A 17712-nucleotide genomic window follows, 5' to 3' on the forward strand; every position below is an offset into this window, starting at 1 on the left:
GTAGGGTTTTATACCTGTTTGTTACTATCATTGTTTTAATAAATCCTTTAGCATCAGTGCTATGTATATCTTGATATTTATATAATAAACGTATCATGAAAATAGATTTAGACGGTGTTTTAAGTACTGTAGCGCAGCGGCCTTGTTCGCATTTTGATGAGCGCCCTGATGAGGCTGATATTTCTTTACTGGTTATTCACAATATATCTTTGCCAGCAGGGCAGTTTGGTACACCTTTTGTTGATGAGTTATTTATGGGTAGCATTGACTGCAATGCTCACTCGAGTTTTAGTGACTTAAAAAATTTACGTGTATCGGCCCATTGCTTTATAAAGCGCACCGGTGAGGTTATACAATACGTGCCTTTTGAAAAACGTGCTTGGCATGCCGGGCAATCTGAGTTTGAGGGCGTATCTGCTTGTAATAACTTTAGCATTGGGATTGAGCTTGAAGGTACCGACACCACGCCATACTCTTTAGCGCAATACGAAGTATTAGCTACACTTAGTAAATCTATAATACAACGCTATCCAAAAATTACCCCTTCGCGTATTGTTGGGCATTGCGATATTGCCCCGGGACGTAAAACCGATCCTGGCAGTAGCTTTAATTGGCCATTGTTTTTTAATATGCTTGAACAACTAAGTTAAGAGAGTTATTCCCATGATTTTAGTTTCTATAATAATTGCATTAATACTGGAGCGTTTAGGGGCTCGGTCTAATTACTGGCAGATAAGCTATTACACAAATGGTTATTTAAATCGCTCTAATAAGCTACTAGGTGACAAAGGCTTATTTAGTTCTGCTCCGGGCTTTTTAATTTGGCTGTTACTTCCAGTAATAGCAATAGCGTTTATTTATTGTTTATCTGATTTTGTACTATGGCAGTTAGCTATTAATATTGCTGTGCTTTTGGTTTGCTTTGGTTGTGCCAAGCAGCGTGCTTTATATAAGTCTTACTTAAATGCCTTAACGCGAGATGATGGTACTGCTGCATCTTTATATGCGCTGCAAATAGGTCAAAAGCGTACTGATGATCAAGATGGTGGCGAAACCTTTGGGCAAACATTGGCATGGGTAAACTTTAGATTTTACTGTGCGGTGATTTTTTGGTTTGTTGTTTTAGGTGCGCCAGGCGCGGTTTTATATGCACTGGTACGTACTTTAGCTGATTTAGTACGAGAAGATCATAAAGTAATATTTGCTAAGCGTTTTAAACTTATACATAAACTACTGTTCTGGCTTGACTGGTTGCCTGCACGCATCACCAGCTTTGGCTATTTAGTAATAGGTAACTTTAATAAAGGCACAAGTTGTTGGCTACGTTACGTGCTTAACTTTAAGTCTCCAAATCGCGAAGTAGTAACATGTACTGCACTTGCTGCAGAGCAAGTTGAAAAGCGTTATTACGGCTGTACCTACGAAGCCACGTGTATGATTAAGCTTGTTAAGCGTAATGTATTATTTTACTTAGTACTTATAGCGTTGCTTACATTATTTGGTGGGCTGTCTTAAGTTAATACTTTTTTAATAAAGTACCTTATGCAATGTAAGGTGCTTTAATCTCTTCCTGCAGTTTTTAAGTACAATAAAATAGAGCTAATATTCTAATTTATTCTGGTCAGACCAATTGTTTTCATCCCAAATACGTTATAACAATTTTTGTAAATTGCGCATTGTTTGATCTTCGTTCAAAATGCGTTACGCTACTTTAATTGCTCAAACTACCTGTAAATTGACAGCTAATAGTGTTTTTGATACCGTATTGAAAATTTTTGGTATGACCAATTTACCTTTTGGGTAAATCATACTACTTAAAGCCCCGTTTTATGGGCTCTTGGTATTTATACAACGCGGACGTTGATTCATGTCTTTAAAGATTAAAGCGGCAAAATTATCTGATGTTATTTTACAGCAACTTGAGAATATGATTCTTGAAGGCTCGTTAGCACCAGGTGAAAAGTTGCCACCAGAGCGTGAACTAGCAAAGCAATTTGAAGTGTCTCGCCCGTCACTGCGTGAGGCAATTCAAAAATTAGAAGCGAAAGGTTTAGTTACGCGTCGCCAAGGTGGCGGCACGTTTGTAAAAAATCAGCTCGAAGAAGGGCTTACTGATCCACTTTTTGATTTGATTAGTAAACACCCTGAGTCGCAGTTTGATTTACTTGAATTTCGTCATGCATTAGAAGGGATTGCTGCTTACTACGCAGCACTGCGCGGGACCAGCAACGATTTTAGCAAAGTAAAACAAAGCTTTGATGAAATTGCCTTAGTTAATGATGATTTACAGCAAAAAGCAAAAGCAATTAATGCATTTCACTTTAGCGTGGCAGAAGCCTCGCACAATGTGGTGTTACTGCATTTAGTTAGAGGTATGAAAGCGCTGCTTGAGCAAAATGTATTGCAAAATTTAACTGTTCTATTAAAAAAGTCAGATATTAGCAGTCAGTTAGCTCAACACAGGCGTTTATTAATGGATGCCGTTATTGACGGTAATCCAGAACAAGCCCGTTTAGCAAGTAATGCGCACTTAGCATTTATCGAAGAAGCACTACTTGAAGCAGGCAAAGAACATTCGCGAATTGAACGTAGTTTAAGACGCACTAAACAAAATTAAGTTAGTACATAACTACTTTGAACACACAAATTAAGTAGCTGTGATATTAAATTAACAATATTCGTATTTTAAACATAAGGAAACCTCCATATGTCTGAAGTCAATAAAATTGACGTAGACGCGCTAGAAACACAAGAGTGGTTACAAGCTCTTGAATCAGTTGTGCGCGAAGAAGGTGTTGAACGAGCTCAGTTTTTACTTGAGCAAGTATTAGAGCAAGCCCGTTTAGACGGCGTTGATATGCCAACGGGTATTACCACGAACTACGTTAATACTATTCCTGTAGATCAAGAGCCTGCTTACCCAGGTGATGTAAATCTTGAACGTCGTATTCGTTCAATTATACGTTGGAACGCGATTATGATCGTTCTACGTGCATCTAAAAAAGATCTCGACTTAGGCGGCCATATGGCGTCTTACCAATCATCTGCTGCATTTTATGAAGTGTGTTTTAACCACTTCTTTAAAGCACCAAATGATGTAGACGGTGGTGACTTAGTTTATTACCAAGGTCATATTTCTCCAGGTATCTACGCACGTGCATTTGTTGAAGGTCGTTTATCGGCTGCGCAACTAGATAACTTCCGCCAAGAAGTTGATGGCGAAGGCTTACCATCGTACCCACACCCTAAGTTGATGCCTGAGTTTTGGCAGTTCCCTACGGTATCAATGGGTTTAGGTCCTATTTCATCAATTTATCAAGCACGATTCTTAAAATACTTAGATGGTCGTGGCTTAAAAGACACTAAAAACCAACGTGTATATGCGTTTTTAGGTGACGGTGAAATGGATGAGCCGGAATCGCGTGGTGCTATTTCTTTTGCTGCACGTGAAAAACTAGATAACCTTTGTTATTTAATCAACTGTAACTTACAGCGTTTAGACGGCCCAGTTATGGGTAACGGTAAAATTATTCAAGAGTTAGAAGGCTTGTTTAAAGGTGCTGGCTGGAACGTAATTAAACTTGTATGGGGCAGCGGTTGGGATATTCTGCTTGCTAAAGACACTACAGGTAAATTACTACAATTGATGAACGAAACAATTGATGGTGATTACCAAACTTACAAAGCTAAAGATGGCGCATACGTGCGTGAGCATTTCTTTGGTCGCTACCCTGAAACAGCTGCCCTTGTTGCAGATATGACAGATGACGAAATTTTTGCGCTTAAGCGTGGTGGTCATGAGCCATCAAAACTATTTGCTGCATTTAAAAAAGCAGAAGAAACAAAAGGTCGTCCAACTGTAATTCTTGCTAAAACTGTAAAAGGTTACGGCATGGGTGAAGCAGCTGAAGGTAAAAACATTGCGCACCAAGTGAAAAAAATGGACATGTCGCATGTTGCACATTTACGTTCACGCCTTGGTCTTGATGACTTAGTATCTGAAGAGCAATTAAAAGAATTACCATACCTAGAGCTTGAAGAAGGTTCACCTGAGTACAAGTACCTACATGCGCGTCGTGATGAGCTTAAAGGTTACACACCTAAGCGTATTCCACGTTTTAGTGAAAAACTTACGTTGCCAGAAGTAGATGCATTTAAGCCACTACTTGAAGAGCAAAAGCGTGATATATCTACTACTATGGGCTTTGTTCGTGCACTTAATATCTTATTAAAAGATAAAGGCATTGGTAAAAATATCGTACCAATTATTGCAGATGAAGCGCGTACATTTGGTATGGAAGGTTTATTCCGTCAAATCGGTATTTACAATCCGCATGGCCAAAACTACACGCCACAGGATCGTGATATTGTTTCTTACTATAAAGAAGCAACTTCAGGTCAAGTATTGCAAGAAGGTATCAATGAGTTAGGTGCTATGTCGTCATGGGTTGCTGCTGCAACATCATACAGCACTAACGATTTACCAATGATCCCATTCTACATTTACTACTCTATGTTTGGTTTCCAACGTGTTGGCGACATGGCATGGATGGCGGGCGATCAACAAGCACGTGGTTTCTTATTAGGTGCTACAGCGGGTCGTACAACGCTAAATGGTGAAGGCTTACAACACGAAGATGGTCATAGCCACATTCTTGCAAACACGGTTCCTAACTGTGTTTCTTATGACCCAACTTACGCGTTTGAAGTGGCTGTTATTGTACAAGACGGTATTCGTCGTATGTACGGTGACGACCAAGAAAATATTTACTACTACCTAACGCTTATGAACGAAAACTACCATCAGCCAGCTATGCCAGAAGGCGCTGAAGAAGGTATTCGTAAAGGTATTTACAAGCTTGAAAGTTACGAAGGTAAAAAAGCCAACGTACAGCTATTAAGCTCAGGTACTATTATGACTGAAGTGCGCAAAGCTGCTTCAATCTTAAGCGAAGAATATGGTATTGCATCAGATGTTTACTCAGTAACATCTTTCAATGAGCTAACGCGTGATGGTCAAGATGTTGAGCGTTTTAACATGCTTAATCCTGAAAGCGAGCAAAAAACAGCATTTATCACAAGCGTATTAAACGACTCTGTGACTGTTGCAGCAACGGATTACATGAAAAACTACGCAGAACAAGCGCGTTCATTCATTCCAAGCAGCAACTACAAAGTGTTAGGTACAGATGGTTACGGTCGTTCTGATAGCCGTGAAAACCTACGTCGTCACTTTGAAGTTAACGCAAGCTACGTTGTTGTTGCTACGTTATCTGAACTTGCTAAACGCGGTGAAGTTGAGAAGTCAGTAGTTGTTGAAGCACTTAAAAAGTTCAACATCGACACTAACAAACTTAACCCACTGTACGCATAAGAGGTTTGCAATGAGTATTGAAATTAAAGTACCTGATATTGGTGACGACGAAGTAGAAGTAACCGAAATATTAGTAAGCGTTGGCGATAAAGTAGATGTTGACCAATCATTACTAAATGTTGAAGGTGACAAAGCATCAATGGAAATACCTGCTTCTCAAGCGGGGACTGTAAAAGAGATTAAAGTTAACGTTGGCGACACCGTTACAACAGGCTCTTTAGTATTTTTGTTTGAAGGCGAGAGTGAAGGCACTGATGAGGAAAATACATCAGCCGCTGCTCCAGCTAAATCTGAAGAAGCAGCACCAGCTGCTTCTACAGGTTCTTCAATTAAAGAAGTAACCGTACCAGATATTGGCGATGATGAAGTTGAAGTAACTGAAATCATGGTTGCTGTTGGTGACACCGTTGAAGAAGAGCAATCTATCTTAAACGTGGAAGGCGACAAGGCGGCAATGGAAGTACCAGCTCCATTTGCCGGCACAGTTAAAGAAATAAAAGTAGCCGCTGGCGACACAGTTAAAACTGGCTCGTTAGTGTTTGTTTTTGAAGTAGCAGGAAGTGAATCTGCAGCACCGGCTAAAGAGTCGGCTCCTGTAGAAGCGCCAGCTGATAGTTCAACAGCAAGTTCAGCACCAAGCACTAAAGAAGTTAATGTGCCTGATATTGGTGGCGATGAAGTTGAAGTAACTGAAATTATGGTTGCCGTTGGCGACGAGGTTTCAGAAGATCAATCAATCTTAAACGTTGAAGGCGACAAAGCTGCAATGGAAGTGCCAGCTCCATTTGCAGGTACAGTTAAAGAAATTAAAGTAGCCGCTGGCGATAAAGTATCGACTGGTTCATTAATTTTTGTATTTGAAGTTGCAGGCAGTGCGCCAGCGGCATCTGCACCAGCTGAAAAATCAGCACCTGCAGCAGCGGCTAAAACTGAGTCAGCACCGGCTCAAGCAGCACCTGCAAAAGCAAGTAATGAAAGCTTCACAGAAAACAGCGCGTATGCTCATGCATCACCCGTTGTTCGCCGTTTAGCGCGTGAGTTTGGTATTAACCTAGCTAACGTTAAAGGCACTGGTCGCAAAGCCCGTATAGTTAAAGAAGACGTGCAAAACTACGTTAAAAACCTAGTTAAGCAAGTTGAATCTGGTCAATTATCTGCAGGCAGTAGCGCAGGTGGTAGTGAGCTTGGTCTTATTCCATGGCCTAAAGTAGATTTTGCTAAATTTGGCGAAATTGAAGAGAAAAAACTGTCTCGCATTCAAAAGCTATCAGGTAAAAACTTACACCGTAACTGGGTACAAATCCCACATGTTACACAGTTTGATGAAGCTGATATCACAAGTCTTGAAGTATTCCGTAAAGAGCAAAATGCACTTAGCGAGAAGAAAAAGCTTGGCGTTAAAATCACACCACTTGTGTTTGTGATGAAAGCAGCGGCTAAAGCACTTGCAGACTTCCCAACATTTAACTCTTCACTGTCTAGCGACGGCGAAAGTTTAATTCTTAAGAAGTACATTAACATTGGTGTTGCTGTTGATACGCCAAATGGTTTAGTAGTGCCAGTGTTTAAAGATGTTGATAAAAAAGGCATTATTGAATTATCACGTGAACTAATGGAAGTATCTGTTAAAGCACGTGACGGTAAGCTTACATCGTCTGATATGCAAGGTGGTTGTTTTACTATCTCTAGCCTTGGCGGTATCGGTGGTACGGCATTTACGCCGATTGTTAATGCGCCAGAAGTTGCTATTTTAGGTGTATCTAAATCTGAAATGAAACCTAAATGGAATGGCAAAGAGTTTGAACCAAAACTAATGGTTCCGCTGTCTATGTCATACGACCATAGGGTTATTGACGGAGCATTAGCTGCACGCTTTACTGTGACTCTTGCAAGTTACATGAGCGATATTCGCCAGTTGGTGATGTAACCAGTTTAGTAAAATTGGTATACGCAATAAAATAAATAGAATCAAATCCCAGCCAGTTGTTTTTAGCTGGGATTTTTACCATTTGCAATGATACAATCTTTGTACGAATTGCATCACTTTGTGCGCTGCTCACTCTTTCTGCCTTGCAGAAACATGGCAGTTAAATTTTAGGGCAGTGTCCCGTTCAAACAATTAAGGTAAAAGCATGAGCAACGAATTAAAAACTCAAGTTGTTGTACTAGGCGGTGGTCCTGGTGGTTATTCTGCGGCTTTCCGTGCTGCTGACTTGGGCTTAGAAGTTACATTAGTAGAATCTCGCGAAACATTAGGTGGCGTATGTCTTAATGTTGGTTGTATTCCTTCTAAAGCACTTTTACACGTAGCTAAAGTGATTGATGACGCAGCAGAAATGTCATCTCACGGTGTTACTTTTGGCGCACCAAAAATCGATCTTGACCAAGTTCGTACTTGGAAAGATTCTGTAGTTGGCCAGTTAACTGGTGGACTAGAAGGCATGGCCAAAATGCGTAAAGTGAAAGTTGTATCTGGATACGGCAAATTCACTGGCAGCAATACTTTAGTAGTTGAAGGCGCAGACGGCGCTACAACTATCACGTTTGATAACGCGATTATTGCAGCAGGTTCTAAACCAGTTAACTTACCTTTCATCCCAGAAGATGACCGTGTAATTGATTCAACTGGTGCATTAGAACTTAAAGACGTACCAGAAAAACTACTTGTACTTGGTGGTGGTATTATCGGTCTTGAAATGGGTACGGTTTACCGTGCGCTAGGTTCTGCAATTGATGTTGTAGAATTTGCTGATCAATTAGTACCAGCAGCTGATAAAGACATTATTAAAATTTACCAAAAATACGTAAGCAAAAAATTCAACGTAATGCTTTCAACTAAAGTTGTTGGTGTTGAAGCTAAAGAAGACGGCTTATACGTAACGTTTGAAGGTAAAAACGCACCAGCAGAACCAGTACGTTACGACAAAGTACTTGTTGCAGTTGGCCGTACTCCAAACGGTAACTTACTTGATGCTGAAAAAGCGGGCGTAAACGTTGATGAGCGTGGCTTTATTAATGTTGATAAGCAATTACGTACTAACGTAAGCCATATTTTTGCAATTGGTGACTTAGTTGGACAGCCTATGCTTGCGCATAAAGCGGTTCATGAAGGTCATGTTGCTGCAGAAGTTATTTCTGGTCAGAAGCATTTCTTCGACCCTAAATGTATTCCTTCAATAGCGTACACAGACCCAGAAATCGCTTGGGTAGGTGTTACTGAGAAAGAAGCAAAAGAGCAAGGCTTAAAAGTTGAAACTGCGGTATTCCCGTGGGCAGCATCTGGTCGTGCAATTGCATCTGCTCGTACTGAAGGTTCTACTAAACTTATCTTTGATAAAGAAAGTGGCCGTATAATCGGTGGTGCTATGATCGGTATTAACGCGGGCGAAATGCTTGGCGAAATCGGTTTAGGTATTGAAATGGGTGCTGATGGTGAAGACTTAGCGCTTACAATTCATGCTCACCCAACATTGAATGAATCAATCGGCCTTGCAGCTGAAATTTTTGAAGGTTCAATCACTGATTTACCAAACAAAAAAGCAGCTAAAAAGAAGTAATTTAACTTCTTAGTATTTGCTTAAAAAAACCCAACTTCGGTTGGGTTTTTTTATGTCTATTTTTAACTCAGATAAATATAAGATTAAATAACAAGAAGTCGTTACAATGCGCGCTTAATTAATTGAAGGTAAATACAGTGAAAAACTCAGTTTTAGCATTACGCGCTCAACAAATAAGTGAATCTCGTCGAGAGTTTAATGCTCGAGGCGGTAAATTAGATCGCTGTGAACAATGCCTGATTGCTAAGCACTACTGTATTTGCAAAGGTGTTGAGCATGCAGATTGTAAGGCCGCTGTGTGCTTACTGATGTATCATAATGAAAGCTTTAAACCTTCTAATACAGGGCGTTTAATTGCTGAAATAGTGCCAGATAACCACGCCTTTAGATGGGATAGAACAGATCCTAACCCAGCGCTTTTAGCTTTAATAAATGATTCGCAGTATCAGCCAATGGTCGTGTTTCCCGCAGAAGATGTAGAAGAGGGCAGAGCTATTACCGAAGTGAGTATTGAATCAGGTAAAAAGCCGCTATTTATATTCTTAGATGGTACGTGGCGCGAAGCTAAAAAAATGATTCGTAAAAGCCCTTATTTAGATAACTTGCCTGTACTTTCTGTTACTGCTGATAAACTATCTGATTACCGATTACGTGTAGCCCCTCATGCACATCAACTAGGCACTGCTGAAGTAGGTATTATGGTGCTAGCACTTGCGGGCGAAATGGATGCATCGATAAAATTAGAGCAGCATTTTATTAAGTTTCGTGATGCGTATTTATTGGGTAAGCGCAATAAAGGCCGACCGCTAGAAGGTTAATTTTACGAAGTTAAGCAAATGCTTGCTGATTTTTTAAGTGAGCAAGTGCTTTATTTTGAATTGCTCTGAAGCCTTCTTCAGATGTTAATTGTAAAACAGTATTATACAATTGACTTATACTATTATGCACTTGAATAAACGAGATACAGTCTTCACCAATCATTTCTTTTGCTTCTTCAACTCGTTTTAAAAAGTAGCAGTTAATGTCTATTTTGCCATTAAATTGAGTCGTTGCAATTGCGTCTGCTATTCTATTAAGTTGATAACTAAACTCATCAGGTCGAGCACCTTCACCCCACTTGCTAATACGAATGTCGCGTTCTAACTGAATAATTTCGTTAAGTATATTTTTAAACTCACTCATTGGCATATTTAAAAAGTTATAACCTTTGGGGTTAAATAAAGCTTTATAGGGATTTTCGCTGGGGGTTTGGGCACTAAATACACCAATTGGTTTTGCTGTACTTGCGTCTGATACTTTACATAAAAAGGTATTACTTTGAGATGTTTTAAAATTCATATCCATTGAGTATTTATGATCCTTGCGTTATTTAGTTATCGGCGCAATTAATAAAAAACTTAGCGAAATTTAAAATATTAATAAAGTATTTTAAGGTCTTAGCATTGATTTGCTGTGACGCGATATTACTCAGTAAAGATTAGTGATAGTTGCTCAGTGCTTTACTCACCCAAATTTTAGGCAAAGAAAAGCGCGCTCTATCTCTAGGCGCGCTTGCGGAATCTTCTAATTTTCTGCATCCTGCAATTGAACTTAATCAACTCCAATTTTCACTAATCCATGTTTATTACTATATTACTTTTTAGTTCTATGTAATGTAGACCGTCCGGGCCTGTATCCTTTAATTCCTAAACATCCTGTAGGGTAAATACTATTACCAAATCCTTAATTACACTTCCTAGTGTATCCTTGTTTTAACCAATCCCTTGTGTTGCCTTAAAGGCCTGTCCATTTATTCCTTCAACATCCTGTTGAGCAACTTAGCCTTGTTGTTATCCTTTTCGCATCTTCCTGACGCTGTCCTTTTTACAACATTGCGTTGTGATACTCATCCTGAGCCTGTCCTAAAGTCCGTGTTGTCCTGATAACCTAATCATTGGTTGGTTGAGTAAGCAGTCCATTTCCTTTTACTCAATAAGCGTCATTGCTTGGTTGATGTGTAAATTATAGTGCAATAGAGCAACTAAAATAGAGATAAAACTACATTCAATTAGTGTTTTTGCAATAGTAATAAAAATAAATCTCATATAATTCATGCGTTTAACTGTTTTTAGGTTGTTTTTTATCTTGTTTTTTACTCATTAGCTGTCACATCCGTAAGACATCTCTTACACCGTATTTCCTTTTTGGGCGTTATTTACATATTTACATTTATTTAAAGTGTGCACTTTTAGAATGAGCACGGTAGAATTCGTTGATAATAACAGTTATTTAGGTGGAATAATGAAGAAAGTATTTGCACTTGTTTTAGGGGTAGTTGCATCGGCACCAGTCTTTGCAAACGATGTTGTTAACATCTACTCTTTTCGTCAACCGTTTTTAATTCAGCCAATTTTAGAAGATTTTACAAAGCAAACAGGCATAAAAACCAATGTTGTTTTTGCTAAAAAAGGGCTAATTGAGCGTGTTAAACGCGAAGGCAAGCACAGTAAAGCTGATTTAGTATTAACCTCTAACTTTAGCGCGCTTATTCAATTAGAAGATTTAAAATTAACACAAACTATAAAAAGTGACAGTGTAAATAATAATGTTCCAGCCGCCTTTCGTGACGGTGATGGCCAATGGGTTGCGCTTACTAAGCGAGTGCGTAATGTATATTCATCAAAAGAGCGAGTTGGTGAGTTACCTAAGCTCACTTATGAAGATTTAGCAGACTCTAAATACAAAGGACAAATTTGTACGCGCTCTGGCAAACATCCATATAATTTAGGTTTAGTGGCTTCTATGATTGCACACCATGGTGAAGCGCAAACTAAAGAGTGGCTTGAAGGTGTTAAGGCTAATTTAGCACGCAAGCCCCAAGGTAACGATCGTGCTCAAGTTAAAGCTGTTAAAGAAGGTTTATGTAACTTGGCATTAGGTAATAGTTACTACCTTGGCAAAATGCTAGAAGATAAAGAACAAAAAGGTTGGGCAGAGGCCGTAAATATTAACTTTCCGAATCAAGTTAATCGTGGCTCACATATAAATGTATCGGGTGCGGTTATTACCAAATACGCTAAAAACCCTGAAAATGCATTAAAGCTCATAGAGTATATGACCGACAGCAAAGCACAAAACATGTATGCCTCATTAAATATGGAGTATCCAGTTAAGTCGGGTGTTGAATTATCAACTTTGGTTGCCTCTTGGGGTAGCTTTAAAGAAGACAGCTTGCCACTTGATGAGATTAGTAAATATCGTCCGTTAGCACTTAAGCTAATTGATGAGGTGAAGTTCGATCTTTAATGACTAATAAATTTAAGCTGTCTAAATGGCAGCTCTTTGCGTGGTCGACTGGCTTAATACTATCGGCCCCGTTGTTTTTTCTTCTTTTTGAATCTCTACAAGGTAGCTCTGAGGTGTTTTCTCACCTGTGGGATACCGTGCTTTGGGATTACATAACCAATACCGTATTGTTAGTTTTAGGTGTTTGCGTCCTTAGCTGCGCCATAGCTTTGCCACTTGGGTGGCTAACGGCTTACTGTAGTTTCCCGGGTAAAAAACAGTTTGAATGGGCACTTATGCTGCCCCTTGCTATGCCCACCTATATTATTGCCTATGTATACACTGATTTATTAGATTATGCGGGCCCGGTGCAAATAGCGCTGAGAGAATGGTTTGGCTGGAAATCGCCTAGCGACTATTGGTTTTTTGATATACGTACATTACCCGGCGCCATCGTTATGATTGCCTTGGTGCTTTACCCGTATTTATTTTTAATTTTTAAAACGGCCCTTCGCGAGCAGTCATTCAAATTAGTACAAGCTAGCCAGTTAATGGGGCTATCTCCTTGGCAAAGCTTTTTTAAAGTCAGTTTAGTGCTCTCTCGTGGGGCAATTGTGGCGGCTCTTGCACTTATTAGTATGGAAACCATGGCCGACTTTGCAACAGTGAGTTATTTTGCCGTAAGTACATTAACAACCGCCGTATACGATACGTGGTTTGGTTATTACTCACTTACAGCGGCCGCTAAAATATCGGGTGTGATGTTACTGCTGTTATTTTTAGCATTAATGGCAGAGCGTTTTAGTCGCCGAAACCAAGCGGTATTTGAGCGACAATCAAGTGTAAATAGCGAATCTCTCTATGTATTAAAAGGAAAGTCTGCTTGGCTCGCAACGGCATTTTGTAGCTTTATTTTACTTATCGCTTTTGTAATTCCTATTGCAGTACTTATAAATTACGCCATTACCTACTTTGATAAAGCATGGGATGTTGAGTTTTTTAGTTACGCTTGGCAAAGTTTAAAAGTGGCAGGGGTTGTAAGTGTTATAACCATTACATTGAGTGTTTTTGTGGTTTTTTATCAGCGTGTTGCAAAGCAAGCGTATCCGCTTATTCCTGGTCGTTTAGCAAGCACAGGTTATGCGTTGCCAGGAACTGTACTCGCTATTGCGGTTTTGTTACCCCTTACATTATTAGAGAACACTATTAACACAGCACTCGAGCCGTATAACTTAGACATTGGCTTACTGCTTACAGGTAGCATTCTTACTATTATTATTGCTTATATTGTTAGGTTTTACGCCATTGCACATGGAGCAATTGAGTCGAGTTTTTTACGTATTAGTCCATCACTTGATATGGCAAGCCAATCAATGGGTAAAAGCCAAGGGCAAACGCTGCGTTTAGTGCACCTACCTTTACTGCGAAGAGGATTGCTCACTGCTGCCTTATTGGTATTTATTGAGTGTATGAAAGAGTTGCCAGCTGCGCTATTGCTCAGACCGTTTAATTTTGAAAGCTTAGCTACTCATGTATTTCAGTATGTGAGCGACGAGCAATTAGAGCTTGCTTCAATATCTGCATTATTTATTGTTATCGTTGGGTTTATTCCTTTGTATTTTATTAATCGTTCTATGGAGCAACGTAGTTAAATGAGTAGTTTAATTTTACAAGGCGTGAGCTATCACTATAACGGCACAAAGGTTATTCACGATTTAGATTTAACAGTGGGTAAAGATGAAATTGTTTGTCTACTCGGGGCGAGTGGATGCGGCAAAACAACCACATTAAAGGCGATTGCAGGTTTAATTGAAGCCAAGCAAGGGTCTATTTTTATAGACGGTAAATTAGTGAGTGATGAGCAATCTTTTGTCTCACCTGAGCATCGTAACATCGGCATGATGTTTCAAGATTATGCGTTGTTTCCGCATTTAACGGTGGCAAATAATATTGCATTCGGGCTTAGTAATATGAGCAAAGCTCAAAAGCAGCAACGCGTTGATGAAATGCTTAAGCTTGTACATTTAATTGGCTGTGCTGACAGGTTTCCACACCAGTTATCGGGTGGCCAACAGCAACGCGTCGCTATCGCTCGTGCATTAGCTTATAAACCTAGTTTATTACTCCTTGATGAGCCTTTTTCAAACATCGACACACAAGTACGCTTTGAATTAATTGCTGATATACGTCGAATTATTAAGGCAACTCAAGTATCTGCTGTATTTGTTACACATTCAAAAGAAGAGGCATTTGCCTTTTCAGATACACTGGCCATTATGCATCGCGGTAAAATTGAGCAACAAGGCACGCCTGAGCAGCTTTTTGCAGCTCCATGTTCAAAGGAGGTTGCAGAGTTTCTGGGTCAGGGCATATACTTAAGCGCAGAAGTATTAACCGCAACTGAATATAAAACACCATTTGGTTTAGTCGAATCTTATGTTGAGAGTAAGCATAATGTAAGTGCAGGGCTTATATATGTGCGCCCTCATCAAATAGAATTAGTGGCAGATAACCAAAGTGACAAATTCAGCAAGCGAGCTACAATCATAAGTCGTCGCTTTATTGGTTCGGCGTATGTTTATTCGCTTGTTATTGATGAACAAGAAATTGAAGTTGCTGCACAATATGGCCAGTCATTTGAAAATAATGATCAGGTTATAATAAAAATAAAACCTCACACGGTGAATTTTTTCGAATCGTAATTAATTTGTTATTCGCTGTGTTTTTATCTGTAAAACTAAGGAATAACAATGGCGCAAGCGCAATCAGGGATTTGTGCTGAAGCAAACTTACACGGTTTGCACTTATTTTTTAATGTGTTTGATGGTCAAGACGAATCACTTCGCGCAAAGTTAAAACAAGTAAGCGCTATAGAAGAAGAGTTTAGCGATCAATTTTCAGAATCAATGCTCTCTTGTATGGTTGCTATTGGTGCGCAATACTGGCCGCATATCCTCCCTGAATACATTCCAAGCGAATTACAGAGCTTTCCCAATATAACCCATAGCGATCACCAAATGAGCGTACAACCGTGTGATTTATTTGTACAAATTCGCTCTGACCGTGAAGATGTTAACCATTTATTTGCGCTGCAAATTTTAAAATTATTTGCCCCCGATGTAGAGCTGGTGGAGCAAATTCGGAATTTTCGCTTTTTAGATGGTCGTGATTTTAACGGTTTTATTTATGGTGGCGACACCGCACATGGAAGAAAAAAGCGCGCTACGGCTTTAATCAGCAACCCTGGTAGCTTTGAAGATCAGGGGAGTTATATTCATGTTCAGCGTTATAAACATGATTTAACTATGTGGCAGCATTTATCATTGAGTGAGCAAGAGCAAATAATGGGACGTACGCGTCTTGATAACACGCTAATTACCCCAGCGATCGAAACCAGCCATGCTTCGCGAAGTGAGCTAAAAGACGAAGAGGGACAACCGCTACTATTAAATCAAAGCATGCCTTATGGCGACGTGTATGAGCAGGGAATGTTATCAATTACATGCGCTTGTACGGGCACCGCATTTGAAAAAGTACTTAATAGTCGTTTAGGGGAAGGGGATTGCTACGACCACTGGCTTGATTTTACTCAAGCCGATATGGGCTCTGCTTTCTTTGCACCTTCAATAGGGTTTTTAAAACAAATTTAATTTGCTATTAAACCGTATCAAATAAAATGCGAACACGTTCAAGTGTTACATCTATTTCAGATATTTTAGCAGGAGCGATAAAAATAGTGTCATCGCCGGCAATAGTTCCTAGTACGCCATCTGCTTTACCTAATGAATCTAATAAACGTGCAATAAGCTGAGCAGCACCTGGGCTGGTACGAATGATGATCATCATTTCGTTGTGCATAATGTCGATTACTAATTGGCGTAATGGGCTTTTAGCCGTAGGTACACCCATTTCAGCAGGTAAGCAGTAAACCATTTCTTGTTTGGCATTACGTGTGCGTACAGCGCCAAATTTACTTAACATGCGTGATACTTTACTTTGGCTTATATTGTCAAAACCTTGATCTTTTAACGCATCAACTATTTCGCCTTGAGAGCCAAAATTTTCTTCTTTTAATAGTGATTTAAATGCTTTTACCAGTGCTTCTTGTTTATCTTGTGGTTGCATAGTCTTTATTCGTTTTTGTTATTTATGCCGCAAATTCTACACAAAAATGAATAATTATGCAGCAGTTGTTTAGTTAACTTGCCAGTTTGATGCGTTAAATCACATAAGTTTACGACTATGGTCGAAAATATACTTGAAATAGACAGGATAAATTTGTTTTTAGTCGCTAATTTCATTATCTTAAGAGCCACAAATGTTTCCTACCTCAAATTACGGAGAATTCCAATGAAAGTTGCTGTATTAGGTGCTGCAGGCGGTATCGGCCAAGCGTTGTCTTTATTATTAAAAACAGGCTTACCAGCTGGCTCTGAATTATCACTTTATGATGTTGCACCAGTAGTACCAGGTGTTGCGGTTGACCTTTCTCACATCCCAACAGATGTTAAAGTTGCAGGCTTTGGCGCAGACGATTTAAATAAAGCGCTTGAAGGCTCTGACATCGTTCTTATCCCAGCGGGTATGCCGCGTAAACCAGGTATGGATCGTGCTGATTTATTCAATGTAAATGCTGGCATCATCAAAACGTTAGCAGAAGGCATTGTTGCCAGCTGTCCTAAAGCGTTAGTAGGTATTATTACTAACCCAGTAAATGGCACAGTTCCAATTGTTGCTGAAGTATTCAAAAAAGCAGGTACTTACGACGCTAAACGCGTATTCGGTATTACTACGCTTGACGTTATTCGTTCAGAAGCATTTGTTGCTGAACTCAAAGGCGTAGACGTAGCAACAGTAAAAGTACCAGTAATTGGTGGTCACTCAGGCACAACTATTCTGCCTCTACTTTCTCAAGTTGAAGGTGTTTCTTTCACTGATGAAGAAGTTGCTGCACTTACTCCACGTATCCAAAATGCGGGTACTGAAGTTGTAAATGCTAAAGCAGGCGGTGGTTCAGCTACGCTATCTATGGGTGCTGCTGCAGCTCGTTTTTGTATGTCTTTAGTTAAAGGCCTACAAGGTGAAGAAGTTGTAGATTACGCTTACGTTGCTGTTGAAAATGGCGATGCAGAGTACTTTGCACATCCAGTACGTTTAGGTAAAAACGGCGTAGAAGAAATTCTTTCTTACGGCGAACTAAGCGCATTTGAAACAAAAGCAAAAAATGACATGCTTGAAACTCTGAAAAAAGACATCAAAGAAGGTGTTGATTTCATGGCGTAATAGCCAGTTTGAGCGATACCAATTGCATTAAATAAATGAGCAGTTATTACGATGGATAAATAGCTCGTTAGCAAGGCAAATATTACGATGTATAGTTGTTCTATATAAATAATATTTAACGCAGCTAATGAGTTATTTAGCCCGAAAGAATGCTTAATGTTTTGATAAAATTGGTATATAAAAAAGCCTGCATTTGCAGGCTTTTTTATTGCTCAGAATTAATGTCACACTGTG

General features: G+C 39.5%; 14 protein-coding genes. 12 read left to right on the forward strand and 2 right to left on the reverse strand.

Annotated elements, in window-relative coordinates:
- The first annotated feature begins 95 nt into the window (after positions 1 to 95).
- The 7 genes from ampD (at position 96) to H5160_RS05870 (ending at position 9749) form a co-directional block, all read left to right on the forward strand.
- Positions 96 to 650: a 1,6-anhydro-N-acetylmuramyl-L-alanine amidase AmpD gene (gene ampD, locus H5160_RS05840; RefSeq protein ID WP_182715890.1), complete on the forward strand. Its 555-nt coding sequence runs from the start codon at positions 96 to 98 to the stop codon at positions 648 to 650.
- A 13-nt stretch (positions 651 to 663) separates the two neighbouring features.
- Positions 664 to 1515, forward strand: a complete 852-nt coding sequence (gene ampE, locus H5160_RS05845; RefSeq protein ID WP_182671424.1) for a beta-lactamase regulator AmpE — start codon at positions 664 to 666, stop codon at positions 1513 to 1515.
- A gap of 352 nt (positions 1516 to 1867) precedes the next feature.
- Positions 1868 to 2617, forward strand: a complete 750-nt coding sequence (pdhR, locus tag H5160_RS05850; protein ID WP_002957764.1) for a pyruvate dehydrogenase complex transcriptional repressor PdhR — start codon at positions 1868 to 1870, stop codon at positions 2615 to 2617.
- 90 nt (positions 2618 to 2707) lie between these two features.
- Entirely contained in the window at positions 2708 to 5374 is a 2667-nt protein-coding gene (gene aceE / locus H5160_RS05855; protein WP_002957763.1) for a pyruvate dehydrogenase (acetyl-transferring), homodimeric type, read from the forward strand.
- Positions 5375 to 5384: 10 nt separating this feature from the next.
- Positions 5385 to 7301 carry a pyruvate dehydrogenase complex dihydrolipoyllysine-residue acetyltransferase gene (gene aceF / locus H5160_RS05860; protein ID WP_182737053.1) on the forward strand — a complete coding sequence of 639 codons (1917 nt, stop codon included), beginning with the start codon at positions 5385 to 5387 and terminating at the stop codon, positions 7299 to 7301.
- A 205-nt stretch (positions 7302 to 7506) separates the two neighbouring features.
- Positions 7507 to 8931 carry a dihydrolipoyl dehydrogenase gene (gene lpdA / locus H5160_RS05865; RefSeq protein WP_002957761.1) on the forward strand — a complete coding sequence of 475 codons (1425 nt, stop codon included), beginning with the start codon at positions 7507 to 7509 and terminating at the stop codon, positions 8929 to 8931.
- A gap of 137 nt (positions 8932 to 9068) precedes the next feature.
- Entirely contained in the window at positions 9069 to 9749 is a 681-nt protein-coding gene (locus H5160_RS05870; RefSeq protein WP_182737054.1) for a tRNA-uridine aminocarboxypropyltransferase, read from the forward strand.
- Positions 9750 to 9759: 10 nt separating this feature from the next.
- Here H5160_RS05870 and H5160_RS05875 read toward each other — a convergent pair whose 3' ends face one another.
- Complete coding sequence (locus tag H5160_RS05875) at positions 9760 to 10275, reverse strand: hypothetical protein (protein ID WP_024604547.1); 516 nt, start codon at positions 10273 to 10275, stop codon at positions 9760 to 9762.
- A 936-nt stretch (positions 10276 to 11211) separates the two neighbouring features.
- Here H5160_RS05875 and H5160_RS05880 point away from each other — a divergent pair.
- From H5160_RS05880 to H5160_RS05895, 4 genes are read left to right on the forward strand one after another with little or no spacing between them, the layout of a single operon-like run.
- A complete protein-coding gene (locus H5160_RS05880) occupies positions 11212 to 12216 on the forward strand; it encodes a Fe(3+) ABC transporter substrate-binding protein (RefSeq protein WP_182694322.1) in 1005 nt (334 codons plus the stop codon).
- Entirely contained in the window at positions 12216 to 13847 is a 1632-nt protein-coding gene (locus H5160_RS05885; RefSeq protein ID WP_182737055.1) for an iron ABC transporter permease, read from the forward strand. Before H5160_RS05880 ends, H5160_RS05885 begins: the two co-directional genes overlap by 1 nt.
- Positions 13848 to 14897 (forward strand): ABC transporter ATP-binding protein, encoded by a 1050-nt coding sequence (locus H5160_RS05890; RefSeq protein ID WP_024604545.1) that lies wholly within the window; start codon positions 13848 to 13850, stop codon positions 14895 to 14897.
- Between the two features lie 48 nt (positions 14898 to 14945).
- Positions 14946 to 15845 (forward strand): Dyp-type peroxidase, encoded by a 900-nt coding sequence (locus H5160_RS05895; RefSeq protein ID WP_182693601.1) that lies wholly within the window; start codon positions 14946 to 14948, stop codon positions 15843 to 15845.
- 7 nt (positions 15846 to 15852) lie between these two features.
- Here the strand turns inward: H5160_RS05895 and argR are convergent, their stop codons facing one another.
- A complete protein-coding gene (gene argR / locus H5160_RS05900) occupies positions 15853 to 16320 on the reverse strand; it encodes a transcriptional regulator ArgR (RefSeq protein WP_002957753.1) in 468 nt (155 codons plus the stop codon).
- A gap of 225 nt (positions 16321 to 16545) precedes the next feature.
- Here argR and mdh point away from each other — a divergent pair, with 225 nt between their 5' ends.
- Positions 16546 to 17478, forward strand: a complete 933-nt coding sequence (gene mdh / locus H5160_RS05905; protein ID WP_002957751.1) for a malate dehydrogenase — start codon at positions 16546 to 16548, stop codon at positions 17476 to 17478.
- Positions 17479 to 17712: the final 234 nt, after the last annotated feature.

This window comes from Pseudoalteromonas sp. SG43-4 (assembly GCF_014164325.1).
In the GTDB taxonomy this organism is placed as follows: Bacteria; Pseudomonadota; Gammaproteobacteria; order Enterobacterales; family Alteromonadaceae; genus Pseudoalteromonas; species Pseudoalteromonas distincta.

Coding starts and splice junctions, on each gene's coding strand:
- H5160_RS05890 (WP_024604545.1), top strand. CDS start 13,848: ATGAGTAGTTTAATTTTACAAGGCGTGAGCTATCACTATAACGGCACA.
- H5160_RS05880 (WP_182694322.1), top strand. CDS start 11,212: ATGAAGAAAGTATTTGCACTTGTTTTAGGGGTAGTTGCATCGGCACCA.
- lpdA (WP_002957761.1), top strand. CDS start 7,507: ATGAGCAACGAATTAAAAACTCAAGTTGTTGTACTAGGCGGTGGTCCT.
- ampD (WP_182715890.1), top strand. CDS start 96: ATGAAAATAGATTTAGACGGTGTTTTAAGTACTGTAGCGCAGCGGCCT.
- aceF (WP_182737053.1), top strand. CDS start 5,385: ATGAGTATTGAAATTAAAGTACCTGATATTGGTGACGACGAAGTAGAA.
- mdh (WP_002957751.1), top strand. CDS start 16,546: ATGAAAGTTGCTGTATTAGGTGCTGCAGGCGGTATCGGCCAAGCGTTG.
- aceE (WP_002957763.1), top strand. CDS start 2,708: ATGTCTGAAGTCAATAAAATTGACGTAGACGCGCTAGAAACACAAGAG.
- ampE (WP_182671424.1), top strand. CDS start 664: ATGATTTTAGTTTCTATAATAATTGCATTAATACTGGAGCGTTTAGGG.
- pdhR (WP_002957764.1), top strand. CDS start 1,868: ATGTCTTTAAAGATTAAAGCGGCAAAATTATCTGATGTTATTTTACAG.
- H5160_RS05885 (WP_182737055.1), top strand. CDS start 12,216: ATGACTAATAAATTTAAGCTGTCTAAATGGCAGCTCTTTGCGTGGTCG.
- argR (WP_002957753.1), bottom strand. CDS start 16,320: ATGCAACCACAAGATAAACAAGAAGCACTGGTAAAAGCATTTAAATCA.
- H5160_RS05895 (WP_182693601.1), top strand. CDS start 14,946: ATGGCGCAAGCGCAATCAGGGATTTGTGCTGAAGCAAACTTACACGGT.
- H5160_RS05875 (WP_024604547.1), bottom strand. CDS start 10,275: ATGGATATGAATTTTAAAACATCTCAAAGTAATACCTTTTTATGTAAA.